Annotated in this window: 25 protein-coding genes; 10 read left to right on the top strand and 15 right to left on the bottom strand. The window is 45.0% G+C overall.

Features of this window, described 5'->3' with window-relative positions; genetic code table 11:
* Positions 1–8: 8 nt before the first annotated feature.
* Together nadC and HGH91_RS11400 are read right to left on the bottom strand one after the other, a co-directional pair.
* A complete protein-coding gene (gene nadC, locus HGH91_RS11405; RefSeq protein WP_168738559.1) occupies positions 9–860 on the bottom strand; it encodes a carboxylating nicotinate-nucleotide diphosphorylase in 852 nt (283 codons plus the stop codon).
* Positions 861–986: 126 nt separating this feature from the next.
* Positions 987–1400, bottom strand: a complete 414-nt coding sequence (locus tag HGH91_RS11400) for a DUF4783 domain-containing protein (RefSeq protein WP_168738558.1) — start codon at positions 1398–1400, stop codon at positions 987–989.
* A gap of 291 nt (positions 1401–1691) precedes the next feature.
* On the opposite strand from HGH91_RS11400, the gene gpmI reads away from it, so the two are divergent.
* The 3 genes from gpmI to uvrC all read left to right on the top strand — a co-directional run bounded on the left by gpmI (position 1692) and on the right by uvrC (position 5900).
* Positions 1692–3215 carry a 2,3-bisphosphoglycerate-independent phosphoglycerate mutase gene (gene gpmI / locus HGH91_RS11395; protein WP_168738557.1) on the top strand — a complete coding sequence of 508 codons (1524 nt, stop codon included), beginning with the start codon at positions 1692–1694 and terminating at the stop codon, positions 3213–3215.
* A gap of 286 nt (positions 3216–3501) precedes the next feature.
* Entirely contained in the window at positions 3502–4086 is a 585-nt protein-coding gene (locus HGH91_RS11390; protein ID WP_168738556.1) for a hypothetical protein, read from the top strand.
* A 2-nt stretch (positions 4087–4088) separates the two neighbouring features.
* Positions 4089–5900: an excinuclease ABC subunit UvrC gene (gene uvrC, locus HGH91_RS11385; RefSeq protein WP_168738555.1), complete on the top strand. Its 1812-nt coding sequence runs from the start codon at positions 4089–4091 to the stop codon at positions 5898–5900.
* Here uvrC and HGH91_RS11380 read toward each other — a convergent pair.
* From HGH91_RS11380 to HGH91_RS31495, 9 genes are all read right to left on the bottom strand, one after another.
* Positions 5897–6493 carry a DinB family protein gene (locus tag HGH91_RS11380; protein ID WP_168738554.1) on the bottom strand — a complete coding sequence of 199 codons (597 nt, stop codon included), beginning with the start codon at positions 6491–6493 and terminating at the stop codon, positions 5897–5899. The genes uvrC and HGH91_RS11380 overlap by 4 nt on opposite strands.
* 65 nt (positions 6494–6558) lie before the next feature.
* Positions 6559–7134 carry a Crp/Fnr family transcriptional regulator gene (locus HGH91_RS11375; RefSeq protein ID WP_168738553.1) on the bottom strand — a complete coding sequence of 192 codons (576 nt, stop codon included), beginning with the start codon at positions 7132–7134 and terminating at the stop codon, positions 6559–6561.
* 96 nt (positions 7135–7230) lie between these two features.
* Positions 7231–8262 (bottom strand): gliding motility protein GldN, encoded by a 1032-nt coding sequence (gene gldN, locus HGH91_RS11370; protein ID WP_168738552.1) that lies wholly within the window; start codon positions 8260–8262, stop codon positions 7231–7233.
* A gap of 20 nt (positions 8263–8282) precedes the next feature.
* A complete protein-coding gene (gene gldM, locus HGH91_RS11365) occupies positions 8283–9821 on the bottom strand; it encodes a gliding motility protein GldM (protein ID WP_168738551.1) in 1539 nt (512 codons plus the stop codon).
* 55 nt (positions 9822–9876) lie between these two features.
* Entirely contained in the window at positions 9877–10617 is a 741-nt protein-coding gene (gene gldL, locus HGH91_RS11360; RefSeq protein WP_246121068.1) for a gliding motility protein GldL, read from the bottom strand.
* A gap of 152 nt (positions 10618–10769) precedes the next feature.
* Entirely contained in the window at positions 10770–12053 is a 1284-nt protein-coding gene (locus HGH91_RS11355) for an SUMF1/EgtB/PvdO family nonheme iron enzyme (protein ID WP_247651712.1), read from the bottom strand.
* A 270-nt stretch (positions 12054–12323) separates the two neighbouring features.
* Entirely contained in the window at positions 12324–14369 is a 2046-nt protein-coding gene (locus HGH91_RS11350) for a thioredoxin domain-containing protein (protein ID WP_168738550.1), read from the bottom strand.
* Between the two features lie 168 nt (positions 14370–14537).
* A complete protein-coding gene (locus tag HGH91_RS11345; RefSeq protein WP_145662813.1) occupies positions 14538–15332 on the bottom strand; it encodes a uroporphyrinogen-III synthase in 795 nt (264 codons plus the stop codon).
* Positions 15333–15367: 35 nt separating this feature from the next.
* Complete coding sequence (locus HGH91_RS31495; protein WP_168738549.1) at positions 15368–16450, bottom strand: DUF4271 domain-containing protein; 1083 nt, start codon at positions 16448–16450, stop codon at positions 15368–15370.
* A 190-nt stretch (positions 16451–16640) separates the two neighbouring features.
* On the opposite strand from HGH91_RS31495, the gene hemW reads away from it, so the two are divergent.
* Positions 16641–17765, top strand: coding sequence for a radical SAM family heme chaperone HemW (hemW, locus tag HGH91_RS11335; RefSeq protein WP_168738548.1), 1125 nt, complete (start codon positions 16641–16643; stop codon positions 17763–17765).
* A 54-nt stretch (positions 17766–17819) separates the two neighbouring features.
* Here hemW and HGH91_RS11330 read toward each other — a convergent pair whose 3' ends face one another.
* Positions 17820–18794 (bottom strand): deoxyhypusine synthase family protein, encoded by a 975-nt coding sequence (locus tag HGH91_RS11330; protein WP_168738547.1) that lies wholly within the window; start codon positions 18792–18794, stop codon positions 17820–17822.
* Between the two features lie 151 nt (positions 18795–18945).
* The gene (locus HGH91_RS11325; RefSeq protein ID WP_168738546.1) at positions 18946–19398 is read right to left on the bottom strand and encodes a hypothetical protein; all 453 of its coding nucleotides are present in this window, start codon (positions 19396–19398) and stop codon (positions 18946–18948) included.
* A 370-nt stretch (positions 19399–19768) separates the two neighbouring features.
* Here HGH91_RS11325 and HGH91_RS11320 point away from each other — a divergent pair, with 370 nt between their 5' ends.
* From HGH91_RS11320 to HGH91_RS11295, 6 genes are all read left to right on the top strand, one after another.
* The gene (locus HGH91_RS11320; RefSeq protein WP_168738545.1) at positions 19769–20365 is read left to right on the top strand and encodes an ACP phosphodiesterase; all 597 of its coding nucleotides are present in this window, start codon (positions 19769–19771) and stop codon (positions 20363–20365) included.
* A gap of 91 nt (positions 20366–20456) precedes the next feature.
* Positions 20457–21050: a DUF2911 domain-containing protein gene (locus tag HGH91_RS11315; RefSeq protein ID WP_247651711.1), complete on the top strand. Its 594-nt coding sequence runs from the start codon at positions 20457–20459 to the stop codon at positions 21048–21050.
* Positions 21051–21409: 359 nt separating this feature from the next.
* The gene (locus HGH91_RS11310; protein WP_168738544.1) at positions 21410–22549 is read left to right on the top strand and encodes a cystathionine gamma-synthase; all 1140 of its coding nucleotides are present in this window, start codon (positions 21410–21412) and stop codon (positions 22547–22549) included.
* Positions 22550–22676: 127 nt separating this feature from the next.
* The gene (locus HGH91_RS11305; protein ID WP_168738543.1) at positions 22677–23450 is read left to right on the top strand and encodes a TIGR02757 family protein; all 774 of its coding nucleotides are present in this window, start codon (positions 22677–22679) and stop codon (positions 23448–23450) included.
* Positions 23451–23466: 16 nt separating this feature from the next.
* Positions 23467–24408 (top strand): DUF6263 family protein, encoded by a 942-nt coding sequence (locus tag HGH91_RS11300; RefSeq protein WP_168738542.1) that lies wholly within the window; start codon positions 23467–23469, stop codon positions 24406–24408.
* Positions 24408–24752, top strand: coding sequence for a hypothetical protein (locus tag HGH91_RS11295; RefSeq protein ID WP_168738541.1), 345 nt, complete (start codon positions 24408–24410; stop codon positions 24750–24752). Before HGH91_RS11300 ends, HGH91_RS11295 begins: the two co-directional genes overlap by 1 nt.
* Positions 24753–24780: 28 nt before the next feature.
* Here HGH91_RS11295 and HGH91_RS11290 read toward each other — a convergent pair whose 3' ends face one another.
* Together HGH91_RS11290 and HGH91_RS11285 are read right to left on the bottom strand one after the other, a co-directional pair.
* Complete coding sequence (locus HGH91_RS11290; RefSeq protein WP_168738540.1) at positions 24781–25437, bottom strand: sterol desaturase family protein; 657 nt, start codon at positions 25435–25437, stop codon at positions 24781–24783.
* A 189-nt stretch (positions 25438–25626) separates the two neighbouring features.
* A complete protein-coding gene (locus tag HGH91_RS11285; RefSeq protein ID WP_168738539.1) occupies positions 25627–26874 on the bottom strand; it encodes a serine hydrolase in 1248 nt (415 codons plus the stop codon).
* Positions 26875–26933: the final 59 nt, after the last annotated feature.

Here is a 26933-nt window from a genome sequence, read left to right as displayed (position 1 = left end):
AAACCGTTTTATAGAATAATTGCTTTGAGGCTCAGATCCAGGCTCACCGCATGGTGTATGATGGCGCCCACGGAGATATAATCTACGCCTGTTTTTGCGTAAGTTTCCAGGGTATCCAGGGTAATGCCGCCGGATGCTTCTGTTTCAAACCGGCCGTTGATCAGTTCCAATGCTTTAACAATATCTGCCGGAGTAAAGTTGTCGAGCATAATCCGGTCGATTTGCCCTACTGCCAGCACTTCTTTTACATCATCGAGGTTACGTGTTTCCACTTCAATTTTCAGGGGTAGCTGCCGTTCTTTGAGATAGGCCACCGTTTTAGTAACTGCTGCAGTGATGCCACCGGAAAAGTCGATATGGTTATCTTTCAGCATTACCATATCGTACAACCCGATGCGGTGATTAACGCCACCGCCTATACGAACTGCTTCTTTCTCCAGCATGCGGAAATTGGGGGTTGTTTTCCGGGTGTCGAGTATCCGGGTATGATATCCTTTCAACTTTTCCACGTACTGGTGGGTAAGGGTAGCAATCCCGCTCATGCGTTGCATACAGTTGAGTACCAGTCTTTCCGCCATCAATAAGGTATGCACGGCTGCGGTTACCTCAAAGGCTGTTTCGCCCGCTTTCATAGCATCACCGTCTTGCTTATGTGGTGTGAACATGGTATACATATCCAACCACCTGAAAATTGCCTCAGCAACTTCCATACCTGCGAGTATGCCATCTTCCTTTATTTTTAATACCGCCCTTCCTTTGGCGGTAGGCGAAATAGAAGCCAGGGTAGAATGGTCGCCGCTTCCTATATCTTCTGCCAGTGCGCTCCTGATAAACGCATTCAGTGCTGATTCTTCTAACATAATTGTTGGTATTATTGAAAATTCACACCTGGAGTGTCCTCCCTCTGGTGTGAAAGATAGGTCAAAAATAAAAAGTGCCCCGCAATTAATTGCGGAGCACCGGGTTTTTTCAATAATTTATATCGGCTATTTATTCTCAAATCTTAATTCATTTAGTACCATAGAGCCCCCTTTCTTTTGCAGGAAAAAGGAAACCCTGAATGTACCGTTGTTTGTTACCATATTAGCAATGCCGAACCGGGAGTTATCGCCTCCCTGATGCACTAATTCAAATGATTTAATCGGATTCTTATTAAAGAAATCCTTTAAGATAATTTCAGCTTGTGCTTTACTATAGGAATTAGGCTTACCTGCTATATTAATCTCAACATTATTATCGAGGTAACGGGATAAGCCATTTATATCACCTTGTTTAAGTGCTGCCACTACATCTTCAAACGGGCCGGCTGCCACTATTTCAATTGGCCGGGCCGACAATGTGAATGTTGTAAAAACACCTCCCAACAACAGAATCCCCAGCACCATCAATAGCTTCTTCATTGTCAGTTATTTTATTAAAAATGTGATTATTCTAACTCAAATTAAAAGCGAAAACTATGCCAAAGAGCCTGCAAATCAATAAAATCACATTATAGTGGTAGCGCTTAATGCCTAAGTAATAATGGTTTAATAACATGTTTTAATTTTTGCATACATCAATTTTCACATTCATACAAACTGTCGGGCTTGAAAATTAATTTTTTGATAAGCGTTATTTTTGCAAAAAATTTAAACCCTTTATAAGTACTTTCACCCTCTTGAGTGAATTATTAAACTATAACCAGATAGGATATGGAAAAGAAAAGAGCCATTCTCGTAATTATGGACGGATGGGGCGAAGGTAAAGTACCTGCCGCCGATGCTATTGCACACGCAAAAACCCCTTTTGTAAGCAGCTTATATAAACAATATCCACATAGCCACCTCATTACCTGCGGAGAAGCGGTAGGACTTCCTGATGGACAGATGGGTAACTCCGAAGTGGGTCACCTGAACATCGGCGCCGGCCGTATTGTATACCAGGAATTACAGCGTATCAACGTAGCTATCAGAGATGGGGAACTGGCCGCCAATCCTGTGTTACAGGAAACCATGGCACATGCCAAAGACAATAACAAAGCCCTTCACCTGATTGGCCTGGTAAGCGATGGCGGTGTACACTCCCATATAGAACACTTGAAAGCACTTACTACTATCGCCCAATCCAAAGGACTGGAAAAAGTATACATCCATGCCTTCACGGATGGCCGCGACACCGATCCTAAAAGCGGATTAGGTTTCCTCGAAAACCTGTCGGCCCACCTGGAAAAAACAACCGGTAAAATTGCCTCTGTTACTGGCCGTTATTATGCAATGGACCGCGACAAACGCTGGGAACGCGTGCAACTGGCGTACGATGCGCTTGTAAACGGCACCGGTACCACCACACAGGACGTACTCACCGCAGTAAAAGCCTCTTATGCAGAAGGCGTAACCGATGAGTTTATCAAGCCGATCATCGTAACAGATGCGCAACAGCAGGCCATTGCCACTATCCAGGATGGAGATGCGGTACTATGCTTCAACTTCCGCACTGACCGCTGCCGCGAAATCACACAAGTACTCACCCAGGAAGCATTCCCGGATTTCGGTATGAAACCGTTGAATCTTTTCTATACTACCATGACGGAGTACGACCGCACCTATAAAAATGTGCATGTCATCTTCGAAAATGACAATCTTAACATGACGCTGGGTGAAGTACTGGCGAAAGACGGTTGTACACAAATCCGCATCGCTGAAACAGAAAAATACCCACACGTATCTTTCTTCTTCTCTGGTGGCCGCGAAACAGAATTCGAAGGCGAACGCCGGATGATGGCGGCTTCTCCCAAAGTAGCCACCTACGACCTGAAACCAGAAATGAGCGCCAACGAACTGGCCGACCTGATTGTACCGGAACTGGAAAAGAAATCCGCCGATTTTATTGTGCTCAACTTCGCCAATGCGGATATGGTGGGACATACCGGCGTATTTGAGGCTGTTATCAAAGCGGTAGAAACCGTAGATCATTGCGTGGAAAGAGTGGTTACCGCGGCGCTGGCCAGCGATTATACCGTGTTCCTTACCGCCGATCATGGTAATGCCGACTTCATGGTCAACCCGGATGGAAGTCCCAATACAGCCCACTCCCTGAACCTGGTGCCGTTTTTCATCATCAATAAAGACTTCAGAGGTACTGTCAAAGATGGTAAATTAGGCGATATTGCTCCTACCATCCTGCATTTCATGGGATTATCTGTTCCTAAGGAAATGACCGGCAACCTGCTGGTATAAATATATTTCCCATTTTTAAAGGAGGGAGAGGAGGGTCGTTGAAAGACCTTTCTCTCCCTTTCTCTTTTATCCCCCGGATTAAAATCTGATGAAAATCCATCTTTATTTACCACCACCTGTAACATTTACTTCATCGGCCTCGTTTAACAAGCGTTACCCTGGAAAATATCAGCTCAATTAGCTGATTTACATATTTTTAGTGCTCTCGACAGATTTGCTCATGCATCGATGCGCCGTTTTCACGGCGCATTTTTTATGACCCACATTTAAGTATTAATTTTACACCATGAAAAAATACAGGCAAGTAACGATGTTATTTACCATAGTTGGCTTAATGGCCTGTAACCTGGCGAATAAACAATCCAAGAACCCGGCACAAGATAAATTTGCATCATTCCCTGCATATTTCAGCCAGCAGCATGATCAGTTAAGGAAAGGAGATTTTACGCTCTTTAAAACGGTGACCCTCAATGGCCAAAAAGATACTGTTACCATATCCGGCCGGGACAGTGCCGCCGTATACGACGTGCTGAAGCCATTTATGGAAATTGACCTGAATAAACCCTCCCTGCGGGAAGAATATGATACTTCCAGTTTATACGATCCATTCTCCGGCAGGAAATCAGTGATCTATAAATCGAGAGGAAAACAGACCAGCCCTTCCGAAATCACCATGGAATTGGACAGGCAGGGAAATATCCAACAGGTAAGCGTCCATTCCTATACCAGTAACCTGGTGTATGAATTCCGGCAGGACCTCTTTTACCAGCAAAACAGGCAAGTTCGGATGACTACCTATCAGAAAATTGCTTTTCTTTCCCCGAAAGAGCTGGAGATAAATGTAACCATTGCACCTAAAACAGGTATGTAAACATGACAGCAGCGGAGTTTCAGAAAATATCACATACAATTCCCGGCAATGCCGGTATTTATAAATACTATGATGAGGCCGGCACCCTGCTCTATGTAGGGAAAGCCAAAAGTTTACGTAAAAGGGTGAGTTCTTATTTTGTAAAGAACCACGACAATTACAAAACCCGTAAGCTGGTAGAGCATATCCACCACATCGAATTTACCATCGTAGACTCTGAGCAGGATGCCTTCCTGCTGGAAAATTCACTCATCAAACAATTCAGGCCCAAGTACAATATCAATTTAAAGGACGATAAAACCTATCCTTACATTGTTATTAAGCATGAGTCTTTCCCCCGGGTATTTTTCACCCGCAACGTTATTAAAGATGGCTCAGATTACCTGGGCCCCTTTACCTCTGTGGGCAGGGTACGTGAAATACTGGACGTCATCAAATACAACATACCGCTACGGACCTGTAACCTGAATTTGTCGGAAGAAAATATCCGGAAAGGCAAGTTTAAAGTATGCCTGGAATACCACCTGGGCAACTGTAAAGGCCCCTGTGAAGGACTCCAAACGCAGGAGGACTACCGCGAAGGGCTGCAACAGGTGAAGAACGTATTAAAAGGAAACCTTACGCCAGTGGTAAATCTGTTCAAAGAACAGATGATGGACCACGTGGCCAGGATGGAGTTTGAGAAGGCAGAAATTATGCGCAAGAAAATAGAGAGCCTGGAAACCTACTCTGCCAAATCCACCATTGTAAATACCCGTATGGGCAACGTGGATGTATTTTCTATTCTTAGTGAAGGTAACCACGCTTATGTCAATTACCTCCGTATCCTGAACGGGACCATTGCCGACACTAAAACTGTTACCCTGGAGAAGCAACTGGAAGAAAATGACGAAGAAGTGTTGGCCTACGCCATCGCTTATCTCCGGGAAGTATTTAAAAGCATTAATACAGAAATCGTAGTACCGTTTCCGTTAGAATATCCTGAAAGTAATATTACCATTACCGTTCCCAAGGGAGGCGACAAGAAGAAATTGCTGGAGTTGTCTGAGAAGAATGTCAATTATTTCAAAGACGAGTTATACCGCAAAAAGATCCTGCACCTGGAAGGCAAGTCAGATATGGAGAGAAAACAGGTATTATACCAGCTGCAGGCCGATCTTGAATTACCAGCGCTTCCGGAACATATTGAGTGTTTCGATAACTCCAACTTCCAGGGTAGCTATCCTGTAGCTGCCTGCGTGGTATTTAAGGATGGCGTGGCTTCCAAGAAGGATTACCGGCATTTTAATATCAAAACGGTGGAAGGTATCAACGACTTTGCTTCGATGAAAGAAATTGTTTTCCGGAGATATAACCGCTTACTGGCAGAAGGACAGCCACTTCCTCAGCTGGTGATTATCGATGGTGGTAAAGGTCAGCTTGGTTCTGCTATGGAAAGTATTCGTGAGCTGAACCTGATTGGTAGCATGACCGTTGTGGGACTGGCCAAAAACGAAGAAGAAATATTTTTCCCGGGGGATTCTCAAAGTATTAAGCTGCCTTATAACAGCGAAAGCTTGAAGCTGATACGCAGGGTACGTGATGAGGTGCATCGCTTTGGTATCACTTTTCACCGGCAAAAGCGTAGTAAGGGCACTTTCAAAAATGAATTGGAGGGTATTAAGGGCATCGGGGAAAACACCGCTACCCAACTGCTGAAAGCCTTCCGGTCGGTGGCTAAAGTAAAACTGTTATCTGAAGAAGACCTGGCTAAAGAAGTGGGGGCAGCCAAAGCAAAACTCATCTGGAATCATTTCCATCATGCTAACGGCTAAGCATTTTGTGCCACTAATTGCGAGGCAACGGCCATGGCCATTTCCGCCTGCAATACATGCCGCTGGATATGCGCAACCAGGAATCCAAAAGTATCGCCTACGGATAGTTTAATAAAGCGCGACAGGGAAGTGGGCACTTTATATTGCTGGATATTTATCTTCTCCGCCCGTAGCAGTAAGGATTCGGTAAGTTCCTGTTGTTGTACGAATTCCTGTATAACAATTGCTACATCTGGTTGTATAGATGGGAGATGGCCTTTGGGCGATTTCATGCGGGAGCGGAGCTGCCCATCTTCCTTCGGTTGCATCAGGCGGGTAAACCTGGCGCCTATCCAGCTACTGCGAAACAGTCGCTCTGGCCGGCTATGTTGCTTTTCGGCGGTAGCAATCACCAGTTCCAGTTGCGGGAGATAATACCGGCCATAGGTATTCAGGTGCTCCAGGCATTGTATAGCGCTCCATTTGCCGGGCATAGGAGACTGTTGTAAAAGAGCAGCTGTTTTTCCACCAAAGTAATTCTCCACTTTATACTGTGTAGCTACGGTTTGTTTACGCAGGCCTTGTAATAATTCGATGCTGTTGATAGGAGGCATGACAGTAATATTTATCTCAAAAGTAGTGTGGCCGGGGTTAGAAAATCTTGGTGCAGATCAACATTTTATAATTTCACGGTACTTAGCAGTTTGCTGAAAGTAGCAGGATCAATACCCAGGTAGGAGGCCAGGTATTTATGTGGGATCAGCTGTAGCACATGTGGACTGCGGGTAAGCAGCTTTCTGAATTTCTGTTCGGCTGTAAAAGACAGGAGTTCTTTGTGTCTTTCCAGGAGGCCGGATAGCGCGGCTACCGTTCCGAGTCGCACCCATCTTTCAATGGTAGGATATTGCAGGGTAAGCCGGTCAAAATCTGTATAACTCATCCGGAGCATATCGCTGGCGGTGAGCGCTTCCAGGTATGCAGAAGAAGGTTGTTGCAGTTGAAACGAATCCATGATACCAGAAAATGACCCGGTGTAGGTAAAAAGGAGGGTAGCTTCCTTATCGCCTTCCAGGCAGAAAAGCCGCTGTACGCCGGCATTTACGAAATAGAGGTATTTTTCTACCTCACCGGCTACGGTAATAACTTCCTTGCGCTTAAACTGTACCGGGTGCCAGCAAGCTGCGAGCGCTTCCCATTCATGGTCGGGAAGAGGCATCATACTATTGGCGAGTTTACGGAGTAATTCGAGCGACATACGGAAAGATAGGGAAAAGCGGGCAAAGCAGGAAGTAATAAAAGCAAATGACCTAAGCAGGTGCTTAGGTCATTTGCTTTTATTATTTTAATAGGTTTAATACTGCCAGAGGTCCTGCTCTTTATTAAAGATACGGTCTTTAATGGCCTGGCCTTCGAGGAGGCGCATTACACCGTCTTTAATATAATCCTTGATCTCGCGGTTGTAGGTATTATTTTCCTTCACGATGTAGCTACCGAAGAAGCGCATTTCGAAAAGGTCTTCCCAGCTGATAGTGGCGGCATCGTTGTTCTGGTTATACACATCATGTTTAGCCAGTACGCCGCGGCAATCGGGATAATATACCCAGAATAAGGGGATGGAGGCGCGTATGCTACCATCTTCATTAATACGGGATACCATTGGAGCAATACCCAGTATGCGAACTTTCAGGGCAGAAGCTTCTTTGTCGAATACCCACACTTCTTTGATTTTGTACTGTTTGATGGTACGTGGATCGAAGTCATCGCGGGTAGTCACCATTTTTTCTTCGCCGGTTACCGGATCTATACTGCGTACGGTTCTTTCTTCACCGCTGAGTTTAGTCTGGATCTCAGAGTAGGGCATTATGGTAGTAAAACGGTCGTCGATAGCACTGAAAGCTTCTACCTCTTTATTCTTGATGGCTTCGAGCAGAATATTAATAAACAGTTGGTTTACACCAGACTCATCTTCCACGTTGTATTGGAAGGGGAGGTTTATTTTTTCCCTGATATCGATTACCTGCCATACCCGTTTTTCCCAGAAACGATCATCCTCGCGGATGTAGTCGTAGGCAATCGGTGTACGTTCTCTGGCCAGGTTTCTTTCCACTACGCCATCTACGCGCAGTGATTTGCGTGGGGTATCTACCACGGGGGCGGTGATACCGTCCGGGCGTTGAGAAGCAGGGGCAGCGGGAGCAGGGGGAGGTGTCACGGCATTCCCGGTAGCCGGGTTTACCACGGATGCATCGGGTGTAGTAGCAGTGCCCGTAGTAGCGGTTCTGCGGCGGGTTGTACCACCACGGCGTTGCGCATCAGCAGCTGTTGCCAGCATCACCAGCAAAAGAGTGCACCAACCAATTCTGTTAAATATTACTGCTCGCATAATTCAGTAATTAATGACCGTTAGTTTAATTTAAATAATGTACTCGGCATAGAACGAACCACATTGTCCGGGCCTTTCACTTTCACGTTTTCAAAATATACTTCATCACCCGGGCGCAGTGCACGGATAGAAGCCGTTACGCTGCCAGGGAAGTAAGCAGAAGTAGCATCACCTTCCTGGTATTCTTTACCTTTAGCAGAGATACCCACGCGGTAACCAACTACTTCATATTTTACGCCTTCAAATTCGAAATCTTCCAGGTCTGCACGCAAACCACCCTGTACTTTAAAGTCGGCTGCTTTCATGGAACCACCTTTGTTAACACCCACTTTCAGTACCGGATCAGGAACACGTTTTACACGGAATTCTTTCTGACCGAGTGATTTGGTTTTACCATCGATGTTAGCCACTACATTAATTACCGCCTTACCTGGCTGGCTTACAGTTACGATATATTCGCCTGAACCGCGTTTAGTCATATTACCACCGGTAATAGAGGCAGACACCTGTTCAGCAGGTACACCAGCAGCAGAAATAGAGATAGGGTTCTGCAGGCCAATATACAACACATTCATTTTATCTGCGGAAATAGAAGTAGAAGAAGCTCCTACGTTATAAGTTTCTGTAAAGGGATAGGATTCAGGTGCGCCACCAGTTGGGCTAGGTAAGGTAATGGTACCGGAGATGGTTTTTTCGCCAATGCCGGCAGCAACTGCAGTAAAAGTTCCTAAACCCTCTTTCGCTTCAACGGACTGGCCGTTTACAACGATAGTAGGATTTACCGTAGTGCTGTAAGCACCTACTGCGATGTTTGCAGTTAAGGTTTGTCCTTCCATCAGGTTTTTGGAATTCAGGGAGATAAATGGTCTTACTTTATCAAATTTGAACGTATTCGCATCGATCTGGCGATACAGGTCATCGATGATGGCAGACTCAGAGTTTTTGATATCATTCTGGAATTTTCCCAGGATGGTAACAGCTGCGATAGTAGGCACCATGTTGAAATGGTAGGTAGTCCATGATTTGGTACCACCGCCATGTTCATCTGTTGATTTACCTACTTCAATTCTCAGTGGTAAAGTTTTATTGAACTGATCTCTTTTTTTAGGATCTACGAAAGAAAGTAATTTTTCACGGAGGTCTTTCAGCCTAGCTTCCAGTTCCGGGCCTTTCTTCATATTCTCCATCACCCTGGTAGGAGCATCCAGACCAGCTTTATCCTTGATTTCGCCATGTTCGTCCAGGCCACCACTTTCATCGATGATGGTTTTCTTTAAAGACTCTACATAGTCGTACATGCTGGCAGATAAAGTTTTCACTTGTTGCGCTTTGGCTCTGAACGGGGCTGTTTTTTCAGCGTTGTCCTTCATTTGAGCGTCAAATTGCGAATAAATGAGATTGTTTTTATCTGCTAAGGATTTATTAGAGGTATTGATTGAATTATTTACGATACTAAAAGCATTCAATATTTCAGCAGAGACGTTCAACGCGAGCATGGCCGTCAAGACCAGGTACATGATGTTGATCATCTTCTGTCTGGGATCTCTAGGTAGTGCCATAGTTTGTTTTCAGATTTAATTGATATGTGTTAATTCAGAAACTATTAGCCGTACCTTATCTTCCTCCGTGCATAGCGCTCAGCATGTTACCATAAATGGAGTTCAGGTTACTGAGGTTTTTAGCGAGCAGGGAAATTTGTTCCTGTGTTTTCTTGGCATCTTCAATGCTACCACTCATAGCTGTAGAGGCATTCTGCAGATTGCTGTAGAATGAATTCATAGCCTTCAGGTGGTTGTTAGTGTCTTGCAGTTCCAGTTCGTAGATAGCATTGAGGGAAGCCAGGTTTTTAGTCATGCCCTGCATCTGTACATGGAATTCTTTTGTTGATTCGGAAGCACTGTTGAAAGAAGATACAGCAGCAGCGGCAGTAGTGTAAGCGTTAGCTACATTACCAATAGCGCTGGCAGCTTCTCTTGTTTTCTGTGTGTAATCGCCGGTAGCAGCTACTACATCGCTGATGTCTCTCATTTTGTCAACGGTAGTTCCCAGTTTCTGGAAGTTTTCGCTCAGGCGTTGCAGGTTAGCAGGTGTGATGTCAGCTTCCTGGAGCATTTTGTCCAGGCCAGCTACTGCCGGGCTGCCAGCCACTGCTACTACTTGTCCTTCTGCGTGAGAAGCACCGGAATCAGGTACAAAGGCGTATACGAAGAAGATAAGCGCCTCAGTGCTCAGACCTAAGATCAAAGCGATGTCGGCACCCCGCCAGTGTTGCAGTTTAAATAACGCTCCGATAATTACCACGGAAGCCGCAATACATACGAAAAAGTTCAGCCATTTAGCTTTGTTAGGATTCATAGCCATAGGTTAAAATTTACTGGTTAAAGTGTTAATAGTTAAAGTCTGTATGGAATAGTTAATTCTCACTGATTTGCTGATAATAGTGTACATAATACAAAAGGTTTCTTTGGCAGTTATAAATACAGGCTATTATTCAAAATGATTCTACTCTATCTGTGTTTGGCTCTTCTGCTCAGGGCAATGGTACATCTGAAACCAACGTATGATTTAGCACTGTCCTGGTATTCGTATGTCCGGGTTCCTGTCTGGAGGAAATATCCTACGTCTTTCCACGATCCGCCTCTGATAGCTTTACGCTTCATTTTTAATGGCGCATCATCTGGTACATCCATTCTCAAATACGGGTTCATATCGGAAGTAAAGGAGTAGGCATTTTCATAGAAGATATCCGCGGTCCATTCAGCTACGTTACCAGCCATGTTATACAATCCGTAATCGTTAGGCCAGTAAGCATCTGCGCGAACAGTGTAAAATCCACCATCTTCGGGATAATTACCGCGACCAGGTTTGAAGTTGGCCAGTAAACATCCTTTCTTATTGCGGATATAGTAACCACCCCAGGGGTAAGGTGTTTGTTCTCTACCACCACGGGCAGCATATTCCCACTGAGCTTCAGATGGCAACTGGAATTTATCTTCCGTAAACAGCTTTTTGCTGGCACGGTAATCTTCCCAGAATTTACTTCTCCATTCGCAGAAAGCTGTGGCCTGGTGCCAGTTTACACCTACTACCGGGTAATTGTCAAATGCCGGATGCCAGAAATACATACGGGTCATTGGCTCGTTGTAGGCATAAGAGAAATCCCTGATCCAGCAAAGGGTGTCGGGATAGATGGGTACATCTTTTTTAACGATAAAGGTAGAACGTGGTTTACCCGCATTTTCCCTCAACTTGGCTTTGTCCCAGTTGAAAGTTTCCTGGTGATAGATCAGTTTACCTACGTCGATATCTTTACGGCCATATAAGCGGTCTGCTTCAGAATAAATCATCGCATCCAGCTTTTCAGTGGTTCCTTTGTCTCTCCAGTTAATCTTCTGTTTCCAATCGATGATGTCATGTCCATCATCAGATTTTACGTGTCCTAACAGGATGTGAGCAATAGAGTCCTGCACCCACTGCACAAACTGGCGATACTCGTTGTTAGTAATTTCCGTGGCGTCCATATAGAAACCGGAAATGGAAATTGACTTATTACGCGCAGTGTATGCATAGTTTACATCCTCATCACTGGGACCCATGTGGAACGTTCCGGCTGGTACGTATACCATCCCATAAGGTACAGGGGGAGTGTACTTCGGTCTTGGGCTTACGCCAATCAACTGACCTTGCGCATTTTTAGGGGTTTTACTACCGCCACAGCTGGCCAGCAGGGAAACCAGCAAAACCGCCAACAGACCTTTTACATAGTTAAGCTTCATAAGGGTAGCTTTCATCAGAATATGTTTTTTCTATTAACCAGCCTGGTGCGATTTGCCTGTATATAAGGGAACACATTTCTCATATTTCACCCGCTTTGTTTATATGAAAGATAGCAAATGTAATAATTAATTTTAATCCGTAGTGACTTTTTATCCAACTTTTTCAATTCCACTCAGAACCGTTCTGTAACTAGTTTAAACGTTGCTTTTAACATTTTATTATATAAACGTAATAACATTTATTGAATCGAGCCTCTCCCTTACAGGGGGCAAGTTACATAATTATTATATTAAATTAATAATTTCTTGTATATAACTAACCGGCTTAATGCAATGATAATCTTTACATAAATACACTAAAGTTTCGTTTTCCTTTAACCGATCGGTTAGCAGTGGCATCTCCGGAATATTTTTTTCTGCTCCTATCAAAATCCGGTAAGGGATAAACCATTTTCCCGCATCTTTCATCCTTTCTTTAAAATCTTTGCCCACAATTGCCAGTTCAGGGGTACCTTTCACAAACTGTAATAACTGGCTTGCCCATACACCAAAGGAGGTTGGATAGCGTACCACCGTTTGCGCCAGCCCGGAAACTGCGGCAACACAGCGGTCGGCCCATGGCCGTTTATCAAAAACAACGGAAAGATACCAAAGGTTCTGCATCATAATAGCATTTCCGCTGGGTACCGCCCCATCATATATCTCCTTTTTACGTACAATCACGTCGTTTTGTCCGTCAATGGTATAGTAAAAGAAATGCCCGGCTTCATCGCTGAAGTGCCTGATTACAAATTCGGTAATATCCCTTGCCTGGTATAGGTAATTTAATTCCCCGGTCACTTCCTGCAGCGCTATCAATGCACGTATAAGGCAGGCATAGTCGTCGAGAAAGGCAGGATATTTTGCCTCGTTATTCTTCCAGGTATGCAAAAAGGCCTGGCCGGAAGCCGTTTCACGGAAATTGGATAAACAAAAGTCCATATTCCGTACCGCCATCTCCCGGTATTCTTCTATTCCCAGTGCTGTATATGCTTTGCAACAGGCATGTACCATCATGGCATTCCATCCCAGGAGTATCTTATCGTCCAGGCCGGGTCTTACCCGGTTGGCTCTCACCGCCAGCAGCTTTTCCCGGCAACCTTTCAGCATGGCCGCCAGGATAGGCGCATCATAGCCATTTGCCGCGGCAAATGACGCCAATGGTTGCCGTACCCATAAAATGTTCTTTTCCTCCCAATTTCCGGCTTCTGTTACATCGTAGTAGTCGCAAAACACTTTTGCCTGTTCACCCAGCACATGATGTATTTCGGCCTTACTCCAAACATAAAACTTGCCTTCCACTCCCTCAGAATCTGCATCCAGGGCGGCATAAAAGCCCCCTTCCGGAGCCGTCATCTCCCGGGCAATAAAGCCCATAGTATCCTGGATGGTTTGGGCATATATTTCATTTCGGGTTAACTGGTAAGCATCACAAAGCACATCGAGTAACAGCGCATTGTCGTACAGCATCTTTTCGAAATGGGGCGCCAGCCATTTCTCATCAGTAGAATAACGGGCAAAGCCGCCTCCCAACTGATCATACAGGCCCCCCTGCAACATCTTATCCAGCGACAACAAGGCCTGTTGCAGTGCTTTTGGGTGCTCCCAGGTGTGGTGATACCGCAGCAGGTACCCTATCGTAAAGGTTTGCGGGAATTTGGGCGCCCGTCCAAAACCGCCCCAGGTAGTATCAGACTGCCGTAGTATATTTTCGCAAATGGTATCGCACTGGGCTTTGGTAAATAATTCTTCCCTTGGAATATGCACGTCCAGTGTGGAAGGCAGGCCAAATTGGGCTGATTGGTGAATATGCTGTACCAGGTTATCAGCCTGGGTTTCAATATCCGCACGTTTATTTACAAATGCATCATGCAACGACAGGAGCACATCCGTCCAGGAAGGCCGGTTATAGGCCTTCACAGGAGGGAAATAAGTACCTCCGTAAAAAGGTTTTTTTTCTGGTGTAAGGAAAACATTGAGTGGCCAGCCTCCCGCGCCGGTCATGGCCTGCACGGCATCCATATAAATGTGGTCCAGGTCGGGCCGTTCCTCCCGGTCGATTTTTATATTGATGAAATGTTCGTTCATGATAGCAGCGGTAGCTTCATTCTCAAAACTTTCCCGCTCCATTACATGACACCAGTGGCAGGCAGCATAACCAATACTAACCAGTATCGGCTTATCTTCCCGTAAAGCACGTTCCAGGGCTTCTTCTCCCCAGGGATACCAGTTTACAGGATTATGTGCATGCTGTAGCAAGTAAGGGCTTGATTCACTGATCAGCTTGTTCATGGATTCCGCTAGCAATAATGATTGATAAAATATTTCGCTACAAAGAAATTTATTTTTTCAGGATTACAAAGAAATATTTTTCGGGCTGCTCTGCTGAGAAAATATCGCAGTAAAAAAACAGGGATGGCATATGCCATCCCTGCCGAATTTCTATAGACAGAAACTTGTTTACTTCTTTGCTGCCAATGTGGTCAGATACTGTTCCAGCGCGGCTGCCATAGAAGGCGCCTGTGGGAGCGGTGCTTTTACATCCAGCCTTAATCCTGCTTCTTCCACGGCTGCAGAGGTAGTAGGACCAAAAGCCCCGATATGGGTCCCGTTCTGCTCAAACTCCGGCATATTTTCGAAGAGTGATTTTACACCAGATGGGCTGAAAAACACGATCATATCGTAAGCCGTAGCGGCCAGTACTTCCTTTACATCTGTAGACACTGTTTTGTAAAGGGTAGCCGTGGCATATTCACACTTATTGGCTTTCAACCATTCTTCAATATCCTTCTTCTGACTATCGGAACTGGGGAAAAGGAATTTCTCATTGTCACGGTGCTTGTTCATTACTTCCAGCACCCCTTTCGTTGATCCATCCGCTCCATAAAATACCTTCCGTTTACGATAAAGAATGAATTTCTGCAGATACAACGCTACAGCTTCTGTAATGCAAAAGTACTTGCAGTCCTGCGACACTTTAATCTTCATTTCTTCACAGATACGGAAAAAGTGGTCAACCGAATTACGACTCGTGAAAATCACTGCCGTATAGCTAAGAATGTCGATTTTCTGTTTTCTGAACTCCTTCGCTGGCAAACCTTCCACCCTAATGAATGGGAAAAAATCCAACTTAACATTGAACTTCTTGGCCAGATCAAAGTAGGGTGACTTTTCTGTTTCAGGCTTAGGTTGAGAAATTAGGATTGACTGAATTTGTTTACCTTGCAAATCTTTTTTTGGCCCGCCTTTTATCATACGTTTTTTGCTCTTGTGTTAACAATAGGCGATAATCAGGGATTACCAGTTAACCAGATATTCTGCAGCACCTTGGTTAATATTAAAACAGGTGCTACTTCGAATGTGCAAAGGTAAAGAAAAAAATGCAATTTACTGAAAGATAGGTACTGCTTAACCAATGAATAAGATCTAATATACCTGTATACAACCAGTAATATCATAAAGAATAACGATATATAAAGGAAAGTACGGGCTATTTCCGGCTTACAGAATGCAATTATCACTAAAAACGGTACCAGCAACACTCCCAGGATTTTATTAATCAGGTACAAAATGAAAATGTAAGCATCCGCCAGCTCGCTATTGCCAAACAGCCAGCCGCAAAACCGCAGCATAACGTATTTAAACCCATACACCACCGCCACCAGCAAAACCAGGGCTGGAATCAGCAACCAGGGCTGGGCCTGCGGAAATACCTGTTGCCGGTATAATACCAGGTAGAAGTATACCCCCAGTACGATGGCAAAAAATATATTCAGCAGGAAATTGGGAAACGGCGACTGCGACAGCTGGTCTTTCAACTGGCGCTGGCTCAACGTAGGGTTCAGAAAAGCCCGGAAAAGATCGGAAAAATATTTCCGGTAGGCCAGCCGCACCACACTCAGTACCAGCAGGATGCCAGCCATCAGGTAAATCAGCCAGTCCATATCGCGATAAGGACGCAATGGATTGGTATCTACAAATCTTGGCTTACCAGGCTTCAGGAAGATATTTTCCTGTGCCAGTTGTTTCATATAACGATCATAATCGGATACCGGCTTTACTTTGGGCACAGCGGCCACCGCCACGCTATCCGTTTTATGCCCTGCCGTATCGGCTGGTAAACGGGTGGAATCTTTTTTCTGATGCGCTACCACCGGCAAAGCCGCCCGGGTGCTATCTCTCTTCACCCGCACTACCTTTGCGGAATCTCTTTTCAGTGGTGCTATACGTGGTTTCGGGCGTGAAGAATCGCCTACCGTATGGCTTACCACTGGCTTTTTCTTTACTACCGGCTTTGCAGCAGCGGAATCTGTTGTTTGTGCCAGTATCGGCAAATAACTGAAAATGAATAGCAGCAATAACCAGTTTCGCACCAGGAAAATATTTTGCAATGACTTTAAATCGGTTTTTCAACAATAACGTTCCGTTCTCCCGGAAGATTCAACGGCAATTAACACTGTCCTGTTCACAAAACAAAACTGAAACGTAATTTTGTCGCTGCAAAGATATTAAAATAGTCCATAGTTGACCGTGAAACGGCAACGGCAGACCATTAAAACATACATGTCGGGAATTTATTTACATATACCTTTTTGCAAACAGGCTTGCTACTACTGCAACTTCCATTTTTCCACCTCCCTGTCGGGAAAGGAGACCATGGTAAATAGTTTGCTGGAGGAAATCACCCTGCAAAAAGACTACCTGGGCCTGGAGCCTGTGCACACCATTTACTTTGGTGGCGGAACTCCCAGCCTGCTGGATGCCGTTCACCTACAAAGCCTGCTGGCAAAACTGCGTGCCACCTTCCGGGTAGCCGCCGATGCAGAAATAACGCTGGAAGCCAACCCTGACGATCTTACCGCCGATAAGCTGGCCATGCTGAAGGAAGTGGGAATTAACCGGCTCAGTATCGGCATCCAATCTTTCCATGAGGCCGACCTGGTGTGGATGAACCGTGCCCACAACAGCCAACAGGCGCGGGATTGTATACAGCTGGCGCGGGAAACAGGGTTTGAGAACCTCACCATTGACCTCATTTATGGCGGGCCCACCCTCAGCGATGAGGGTTGGGAGCAAAATGTACAACAGGCCATTGCACTGGGCATTCCCCACTTATCCTGTTATGCGCTCACCGTAGAACCGGGAACTGCCCTGGACCATTTTATCAAAAAGAAAAAAATGGCGCCCACCGACCCTGATAAAGCAGCCCGTCACTTTGAAATGCTGATGCAATGGCTGGAGACAGCGGGGTATGAACACTATGAAATTTCCAATTTTGCCTTACCTGGATGGCACTCCCGCCACAACAGCAGCTACTGGCAAGGAAAATCCTACCTGGGATTGGGACCGTCAGCCCATTCTTTCAACGGCGTATCCCGGCAATGGAACATCGCGAACAATGCCCAGTATATAAAAAGCATTGCTGCCGGTAAGGTGCCTTTTGAAATAGAGTCACTTACCACTTCTATGCAGTTCAACGAATACATTATGACGGCCCTGCGCACTTCTGCCGGCTGCCAGCTGGAATGGGTGGCGGAAAAATTCGGTACCGACCTGGTCAATCATTTAATCGCCAATAGTCAATCCTTTATCAGGATAGGCCGTATGGAGCGGGTAGGGGACGCGCTGAGGTTAACCAAGGCAGGAAGGTTATTTGCAGATGGTATTGCAGGAGATCTTTTTATATAAAAAAATGCAGCGGGAATAAGCTTCCCGCTGCATGCAACTTTATCTTCACCCGGGTTACCAACCCAGGATATAGGCAAATATCAGCGGTGCTACGATGGTAGCATCCGATTCTACAATAAACTTAGGCGTGTGGATATCGAGTTTACCCCAGGTAATTTTCTCGTTAGGCACTGCACCAGAGTAGGAACCGTAAGAGGTAGTAGAGTCAGAAATCTGGCAGAAATAGCTCCAGAAAGGTACATCTGTCCATTCCAGGTCCTGGTACATCATAGGTACTACGCAGATAGGGAAATCACCTGCAATACCACCGCCAATCTGGAAGAAACCTACACCTTTACCAGCAGAGTTAGCGCGGTACCACTCAGACAGGAAAATCATGTATTCGATACCACTTTTCATGGTAGATGTTTTCAGTTCGCCCTTAATGCAGTAGGAAGCAAAAATGTTACCCATGGTGCTGTCTTCCCATCCTGGAACGATGATAGGAATATTTCTTTCTGCAGCGGCAATCATCCAGCTATTTTTAGGATCGATTTCGTAATGTTCTTTCATTACGCCGCTCAGGAGCAGTTTGTACATAAATTCGTGCGGGAAGTAACGTTCGCCTTTCTCTTCTGCTTCTTTCCAGATTTTATAGATATGTTTCTGGATGCGGCGGAAAGCTTCTTCTTCCGGGATACAGGTATCGGTAACACGGTTAAAGCCTTGTTCCAGCAGGTCCCATTCTTCCTGCGGGCTCAGGTCGCGATAGTTTGGAACTCTTTTATAGTGTGTATGTGCTACCAGGTTCATGATATCTTCTTCCAGGTTTGCACCGGTGCAGGAGATGATATCTACTTTACCCTGACGGATCATTTCTGCGAAAGAAATGCCCAGTTCAGCCGTACTCATGGCACCGGCCAATGTCACCATCATTTTACCACCTTCCAGTAAATGTGTTTCATATCCTTTGGCAGCATCCACCAATGCAGCGGCATTAAAGTGGCGGTAATGGTGCTGGATAAATTGAGAAACGGGTCCCTTGTTCATGTCATTTAATCGTTTATACATTAACAGTCTGGCTAATAAGCCTTAACAGGGGGCAAAGTTAAGATAATTTTTGAAGGGGATGGGTACTGTGTATAAAACAAAAGAGCCCATCGCAAAAGCGATGAGCCCTGTATTTTTAACACTACTAAAACTAAGCTTTTTTCAGGCGGCTTTGTATTTTGAAATTGGCTTCCTGGTCAGTTTTAACTACGGTCCAGGTATCGCTGCTTTCCAGGGTAACAAAGTAAACCACGCTATCTTCTGCGGTATACTCTACTACGCAGTAGATGCTGTTGCCGGGGAATTTTTTGTTTAACCGGGCAGACACTTTCAGCGGCAACTGGTCGGCCTGCAGGTAGCGGGAAGTAGCCACCAGGGAGCCATCTTCTTTATAGAAGGCAGTTACTTTGGTATTGCTCAGCGTGAATTTTGCGGTATATGTCCTGTTATCTTCGGTGTACCATTTTACGTTGGTGGCGCCGGTAAATGCTTCATTAAATGCGCTGTTAATCTTGTTATTAACAGTTGTTTCATAAGGTGCGGCCAAAAGTACATTTGCACTCAGTAACAGGGCAGCACCAACGAGGAGGATAATCTTTTTCATGGCGGAAAAATTTTATGTTGTTAGTGATTTTTTGTTTTTGATGTTTTTGATTTGATGAGTCAAAGCTACGCCGGGAAGTGGCCAGTGGTCAAGGTATACTTTACTGGTGGAGGCACTAGATTAGTTGAGCTATCCGCTTATGGACGTCCGCCTGACCGGTGGTGAACACCCGGCAATTCAGACCAGCCATAGCATGTCTGTTGGTGCCAACTTGCCAATGTTGCATGGCGCTGAGTTAAGAAAGTGTTAAAATGGATAAGTTTTCCGTTAACAAATGACTTTTGGAAATAAAGACCAGGAATCCTAACCCGTTGAGGTCCAGCTCACTTCGCATTCCGCCCTATTTGGTATAAATGCGTACCTTGCTTTTATGAACCACCTGGCTCACGCTTATCTTTCTTTCCGGCAACCTGGGCTGCTTACCGGTAATCTTATCGCTGATTTTGTAAAGGGTCATAAACATTTGTCGGCTTTCCCGGCGGATATACAGCAGGGTATCCGGTTACACCGCGCTATTGATACATTTACAGATCAACACCCGGTAACAGGCAAGGCTAAACTTTTTTTCAGGCCGTCCTGCGGGCTATATAGCGGCGTGTTTACAGATATCGTATACGACCATTTCCTGGCCAGTGATACCAGTCGTTTCAGTAATGATGACCTGTATTCGTTTGCGCATTACGTTTATAGTGAAATTAACCGGCAGGCAGCCATCTTACCACCGTCTTTTCTCCAGATGTTCGACCATATGCAAACCTATAACTGGCTGTATAATTACCATACTACCGATGGAATTTCCCGTGCCATCAGGGGGGTAGCAAGGCGGGCCAAGTATCTGCAGGCAGATGGGAATATGGTATTTGCTGTTTTCATGGAACACTATAATGCATTGAAAATGTGTTATGAAGAATTTTTCCCTGCCTTACAGGCGCATGCAGAAAACTGGTTACAAATGGAAAACCGCTAACAGCTTGTTAAAAGGCGGATGCGTTCTTTTCTGATTCCCTAAAAATAGGTAGGTTTGCGCCCATTACATTTACAGAAAAAAGCTTTCCAGGATGATGAACAAAGTTCTCCTTTTTGCCTTTGCAGCAGGCTTACTCAGTCTAAACGCCATGGCGCAGGACAAAAAACTACCACCACTCGATGCCAGCCCTATGGATATGGCCTACTACCCGGTAATGTACCCGTATGTTGTAAAAGTAAAAGGCGAACCAGGATCATTGGTAGCCAGGGTTATTTACAGCCGTCCGCAAACCAAGGGCAGGGAAATTTTTGGCAACCTGGAAGAATATGGTAAAATATGGCGTTTGGGAGCCAACGAAGCTACCGAGATTGAATTTTTCCGCCCTGTAACCATTGCCGGTAAAGGGATTCCCAAGGGCCGGTATACGCTGTATGCCATCCCTACAGAAAAAACCTGGACCATCATCCTGAATAAAGAAACTGATATATGGGGCGCCTTTAAATATGACCAGAAAAAAGATATTGTAAGAACCGCGTTGCCGGTAGTGTCGCTCGATACTCCTGTAGAGGCTTTTACCATGGTGTTTGAAAAAGGCGATCCGGGCGCCAACCTGATCATTGCCTGGGATAAGGTAAGCGTTAGCCTGCCTATCAAATGGTCGGATACACCGGCGAAGAAAAAGTAATTATAGCACTGCTTATAAAGCTATTGAGGCGAAGAGAAAAGTATATTTTCTCTTCGCCTCAATTATTTTATGTAGTAGCATTTTACTTAAAAAGAAAAAGCGGTAAGAATACCGCCTTAAGAATTTTAACCATATCCTATGAAAAACCTATTACGAAAGTAGGCGGATTATTCTTACCGGTGAGTGGCTAATTGGTGAACGATATAAAAATGTTCGTAACCGCTTCAATTTATACGATCATATCATAATATTAGCTAAAATGGACAAGTGTTCCCTCTCATCAATTGAGGCCTGTTCAATCACAAAAACTAAAGTATATTTGGAAACCACCAGAAATTGATCATTTAAAACTTTAAGACATGAAGCTGGGAACCAAACTCATACACGCAGGTGTAGCCCCCGATCCTTCCACCGGCGCTATTATGACGCCTATTTTTCAAACTTCTACCTATGTGCAGAGCGCACCGGGGGTACATAAGGGCTATGAATATGCCCGGACCCAAAATCCGACCCGCGACGCCCTGCAAAATGCATTGGCTGCCATTGAAAATGGGACACATGGTATCTCTTTCGGCAGTGGGCTGGCGGCCACCGATGCGGTAATGAAACTGCTGAATCCCGGCGATGAAGTGATTGCTACCAACGATCTGTATGGAGGTACTTATCGTATTTTTACCAAGGTATTTGAACGCTATGGCATCCGGTTCAATTTTATAGACATGTCTGATGCCCGGAACATTGAAGCGCATATCACTCCCCAAACCAAAATGATCTGGCTGGAAACGCCTACCAATCCACTTTTGAAGATTATTGACATTGCTGCCTGCGCCCAGATAGCAAGAAAAAGTGAATTGATGCTCTGCGTAGACAATACCTTTGCTTCTCCTTATCTCCAAAATCCGCTGGACCTGGGAGCAGATATTGTTTTGCATTCTGCCACCAAGTACCTGGGAGGCCATAGCGACGTAGTGCATGGCGCCATCATTGTAAAAAATGAAGCTCTTGCCCAGCAGCTTTATTTTATCCAGAACAGTTGCGGCGCAGTACCGGGCCCACAGGACTGCTTCCTGGTATTGCGCGGTATCAAAACCTTGCATGTGAGGATGCAGCGTCATTGTGAAAACGGTGTAGTGGTAGCCAATTTCCTTCGCAATCATCCTAAAGTAGATAAAGTATACTGGCCTGGATTTACCGACCATCCCAATCATGAAATTGCCAAACAACAAATGCGTGGCTTTGGAGGTATGATGTCTTTTACCCTGAAAGACGATAATATAGAATCTGCCAACCGTATACTCAGTAATACTCACCTGTTTTCACTAGCGGAGTCACTGGGAGGGGTAGAATCGTTGATTGGCCACCCTGCCAGTATGACCCATGCCTCTATTCCCCGTGCAGAGAGGGTAAAAAACGGGCTGGTCGACTCCCTGATACGTTTGAGTGTGGGTATTGAAGACGCCGGCGACCTCACCGAAGATCTGGCTAGCGCTATTGGGTAGTAATAATTTTAATTCTTATCTGGTAAAAATTATCTTTACCGGAGCGTAAATATTTACCCTAACCATATCCAGCCTCTTTCCCGTTGGGCAACGGGAAAGGCAGGTGGTGATACACGTGATTTAACTTATGAAGATCCAGAAACTAAGGGAGTTTTTAGATGCTAAGGCTGCACACTACAATCACCCGGACTTTATTGCAAATGATCCTATTTGCATACCGCACCGGTTCAGTGTACTGCAGGATATTGAAATTGCCGGACTCTTTGCCGCTATACTGGCCTGGGGCAACCGAACCAGCATTATCAATAAGTGCACGGAACTGATGAAGATGATGGATGACGCACCATATGACTTTATCCGTCATCATCAACCCATGGATCGGATGAAATTACTTTCGTTCTGTCACCGCACCTTCAATGGCCTGGACCTCCTTTATTTCGTAGAGTTTCTCCAGCATTATTATACCAACGTAACATCGCTGGAATTTGCCTTCAGCGCACATCTTACGCCGGAAGATGAAAACGTGGAAAAGGCCCTGATAGGATTCCGGAAAGTATTTTTTGCATTAGAACACCCAGAAAGAACCGGTAAACATATTGCCACTCCTGCCAAAAACTCGGCCTGTAAACGACTGAACATGTATTTGCGCTGGATGGTAAGAAAAGATGAAAATGGCGTGGATTTTGGGCTTTGGCGTTACATATCGCCAGCTCAACTGGTATGCCCAATGGACGTACATGTGAGCAGGGTAGCCGCCAGGCTGGGGTTAATACCGGAGGCGAAAGCTGATTGGAAAACAGCCGCCGCACTCACCCACCAGCTCAGAAAGCTGGACTCCGACGATCCGGCAAAATATGATTTTGCCCTGTTCGGTCTTGGCGTCATTGAGAAATATGTTTGATTTAATTGAAAAAGTAATGAAAAGATTTTTGGGACTGATGACAATGGTTGTAACGCTGGCCTTATCCGCCAGGGCACAGGAATACGTAGACCTGAAATACCGCTTTGAAAAAGGCCAGCTGTTTGAACTGGAACAGAAAAGCAGGAGCGAAACGTATATGACGGTAAATGAAGTAATGCAACGTACCACCCGGGACTATAACAATATCATCAGCATTGACGTGACCGATATACAGCCCGGTAAAACCACCCTCACTTTTCGTTACAAAGACCTGAAATTTAATTTCAACGCCAAAAACCAAAACATCTTCGTGGATGCGAAGGTGACCAACGATAAAGAACCTTTCCAGGCAGGTTTGAAAAAGGTACTGGACCAACCCTTTACGGTGGAGATACAAACCAGTGGTATTATCAATAAGGTAGACGGTTTAGACGCCATTCTTGACAATGCTGCCAGTGCCTTCAGCTCCCTGAAGCAAGACGAACAGGAAGCCTATAAAAAGCTGATGAAAGACCAGTTTGGCACCGATGCCTTCCAGGGCTGGCTGGAACAACTGCTCATTATGTACCCTGCCCATGGCATTAAAACAGGTACCCAATGGGAAGAAAACGTGCCCCTGCGCGGCGGCCTGGTAGGCAGGGTAGACCTATACTGGAACCTGCAAACCTGGGATGCGGAAACCGCGAAAATAGGCGGTACCAACAAAATAAAAACAGATAAGGTGCAAACGCTGACCCTCGAAGATGATATTAAAGCTACCGCCGAAATCAGCGGCACTACCTCTTCCAACTATCTCATAGACCGTGGCAGCGGATTACCCCGCATTTGCGTACAAAACACAGATATGGCGGGCGACTATACCTATAAAGTCAATAAGGCCAAACGCATTAAACACGACCTGAAAGTGCCGGTGAAAGTGGTGACCAATGCCTCCTACAAAATTAAACGCATGAAATAATGACGACAGTACCCGCCCAATATCTCCAGGAAACAGCGCTGTGGACGCAGGAACACTTCGACATTAGTGTACCCGTACAGGTAAGTGCTGAGCAATTGGAAGAAATGCTGGCGAAGAGGCTGGAAATACTGATCAGTGAAAACTTTCAGCAGTTTATATTCCTGCTGTACCGGGTGGATGTATCAGAAAAGCAAGTGAAAGAAATATTGGACATGGCTGCCGCAACCGGGGCCGATCCCTATAAACCAATTGCAGCGCTCATCATAGCGCGGCAATTACAGAAAATTATCTCCAGAGCTACCTATAAACAGGAACATCTGCCGGATGACGAAGAAAGATGGTAACCCCTTCTTTCTTCGTCACACCGGGATATTAAAACATCAATTCTTTTACCTTCTCCTTATCTTCTTTTTCCTTATCCAGGTCGAACCCAGTACCAAATACCCGGTCCCACACAGAAGAACTTACACCAAATCCCAGCTCTTCGCTCTTATAGTGATGGAGGTGATGGTTGCGCCATAAGGGCTTCATAAATTTGAAAGGAGGATTCCAGGCGTGGATAGCATAGTGCATACTACCATAAATCAGGTATCCAAGGAGAAAGCCCGGGAAAAACATAAAAGTGATCTGGCGCAGAAAAATGTACTGGGCGCCAAATATAACAGACGCCAATATCAGGCTGGGTACCGGCGGCATAAACAAGCGTTGCTTATCCCTGGGGTATTCATGGTGATTGCCATGCATCACATAAATAAAGCGCTGTACTTTAGGCTTATCGCTTGCGAAATGGAATATAAACCGGTGCATAATATACTCAAAGAATGACCAGAAGGCCATTGCTCCGATAAACACGCCGAATACCGTACTGGGTGAAAAACCTAGCGTGTCATGACTATAGTAAAGCATATAGCCAATAATGGGTAAATACAATCCCCAGATCACGAGTGGATGCGTTTTAGTAAGCATCTCCAGATACTGGCTTTCAAATAATCTTGCCTGTCCTTTGTTCTTAATCTTTTCAAATTTCATAACTCCGAGGTTTAGAATGCAGTTACGGGATATGAATAAAACCTTGCTTATAACTCCCAGACAGCCACGTCAAAAACAATGTTCATTTCAGATATGACCTGATGGAACGCAAAAATACAACCTTCATGTATTATTCCGAACACCAAACCGGCCTATTGGGTTATAAATAATATTTATCTGGTAGCTATGCTACTCCCCGTAACCAATATGGAATGATTGCAAGTTGGGTATATGCTTCCGCTTGCGTTGTAATTCATATCTGTAAATAATTTCTCCCACTTCCCTGAAAAAAGGATAACCGTCTTCTTCATATTCGTATTTGTCATCATTCAAAATGCCGTCCCGGTTAACATACAGGTTCCCGGTGAGCATAAATTCAACTTTGTGTTCAAAATCAACGATATACGCCGCATCTGTCAGGAAACCGTATGACCAGCCGGCCTTATTAAATACACGTATATACGGAGGAATATTCCGCTTACCATCTTTGAAAAAGAAGAATTTGGTATAGCTGTTAAAGTATTCCGTCGTATCATATTTCGGCCACTGCGTTTCTGAAGGGTATTGCGACATATACTGGTATAGAAAACGATAGTCTTCCGGGCTGAGGTTGAATCGTTGCGCCACCGGTACGGAAGCCGGAAACAATACTGCCTGTAACATACGCTGCAAGGCCGTTAGCGGGAAATAATTGTGCCTGGTAAAGTCCATTGGCGAAAATATCAGCTTATCGTCTTTGTCGAGGTAGCCATGCCCCATAAACACTTTACGGCTATAGTCGAAAGCCAGGGTGTCGTATGCAGCTGGCTGTTCGTATACCAGCTTCCCGTTAGCTTCAAAGCGAATAGGATTTGTATGCCGGTTTTCCTCTTCCGACAATGGCATAAATCGCCGTACAATACGTACTTTGCCATAATTCTTTCCCCATAGCTTTTCATGGATAGCCTGTTGGCCGATAAACTCGTACAGCCTGTTATAGGCATCGTTATCGCTAATAAGGAATATTTTTTTAATATAATGATAGATAGAAGGAAGGCCATTGGCCGAAGAACTATCGGTGTGGACTATTTTTTGGCCGGTCCAGGCGCTATCGGTGAGCATGGGCGTATTACCAGTAAGCCCGGGAATATTCAGCGCATGTAGTTTTTCCAATGCCAACAGGGCAATAGGCAATTTTACAGTGCTGGCGGGATTGTAATATAAACTATCATTTACATGGAGATAATAATTTTTAAAATGGGGCGAGTTATTCGTGTCCCGGTCAATTTGCGTATAAATAAGCTGATAACGAAACGAATCGGGGTATTGCAGTATATGCTGTAAGGCCGGAGAACCTTCCCGCCTCAACAGGTTTTCCAGCAGGGTATCCGTGCGGGACTGCGCTGGTAGAGATAGTAAGTAACACCAGGACAATAAGAATAGTAAACAGCAACGCATATACGATCGATCTGTATATAAATATAAAGCAATTACCTGGCTGCTAACTGCATTTTTCT

The organism is Chitinophaga eiseniae (assembly GCF_012641265.1).
Taxonomy (GTDB): Bacteria; Bacteroidota; Bacteroidia; order Chitinophagales; family Chitinophagaceae; genus Chitinophaga; species Chitinophaga eiseniae_A.
The sequence above is the reverse complement of the archived record's forward strand: the minus strand, read 5'-3'. Positions and strand labels throughout refer to the sequence as shown.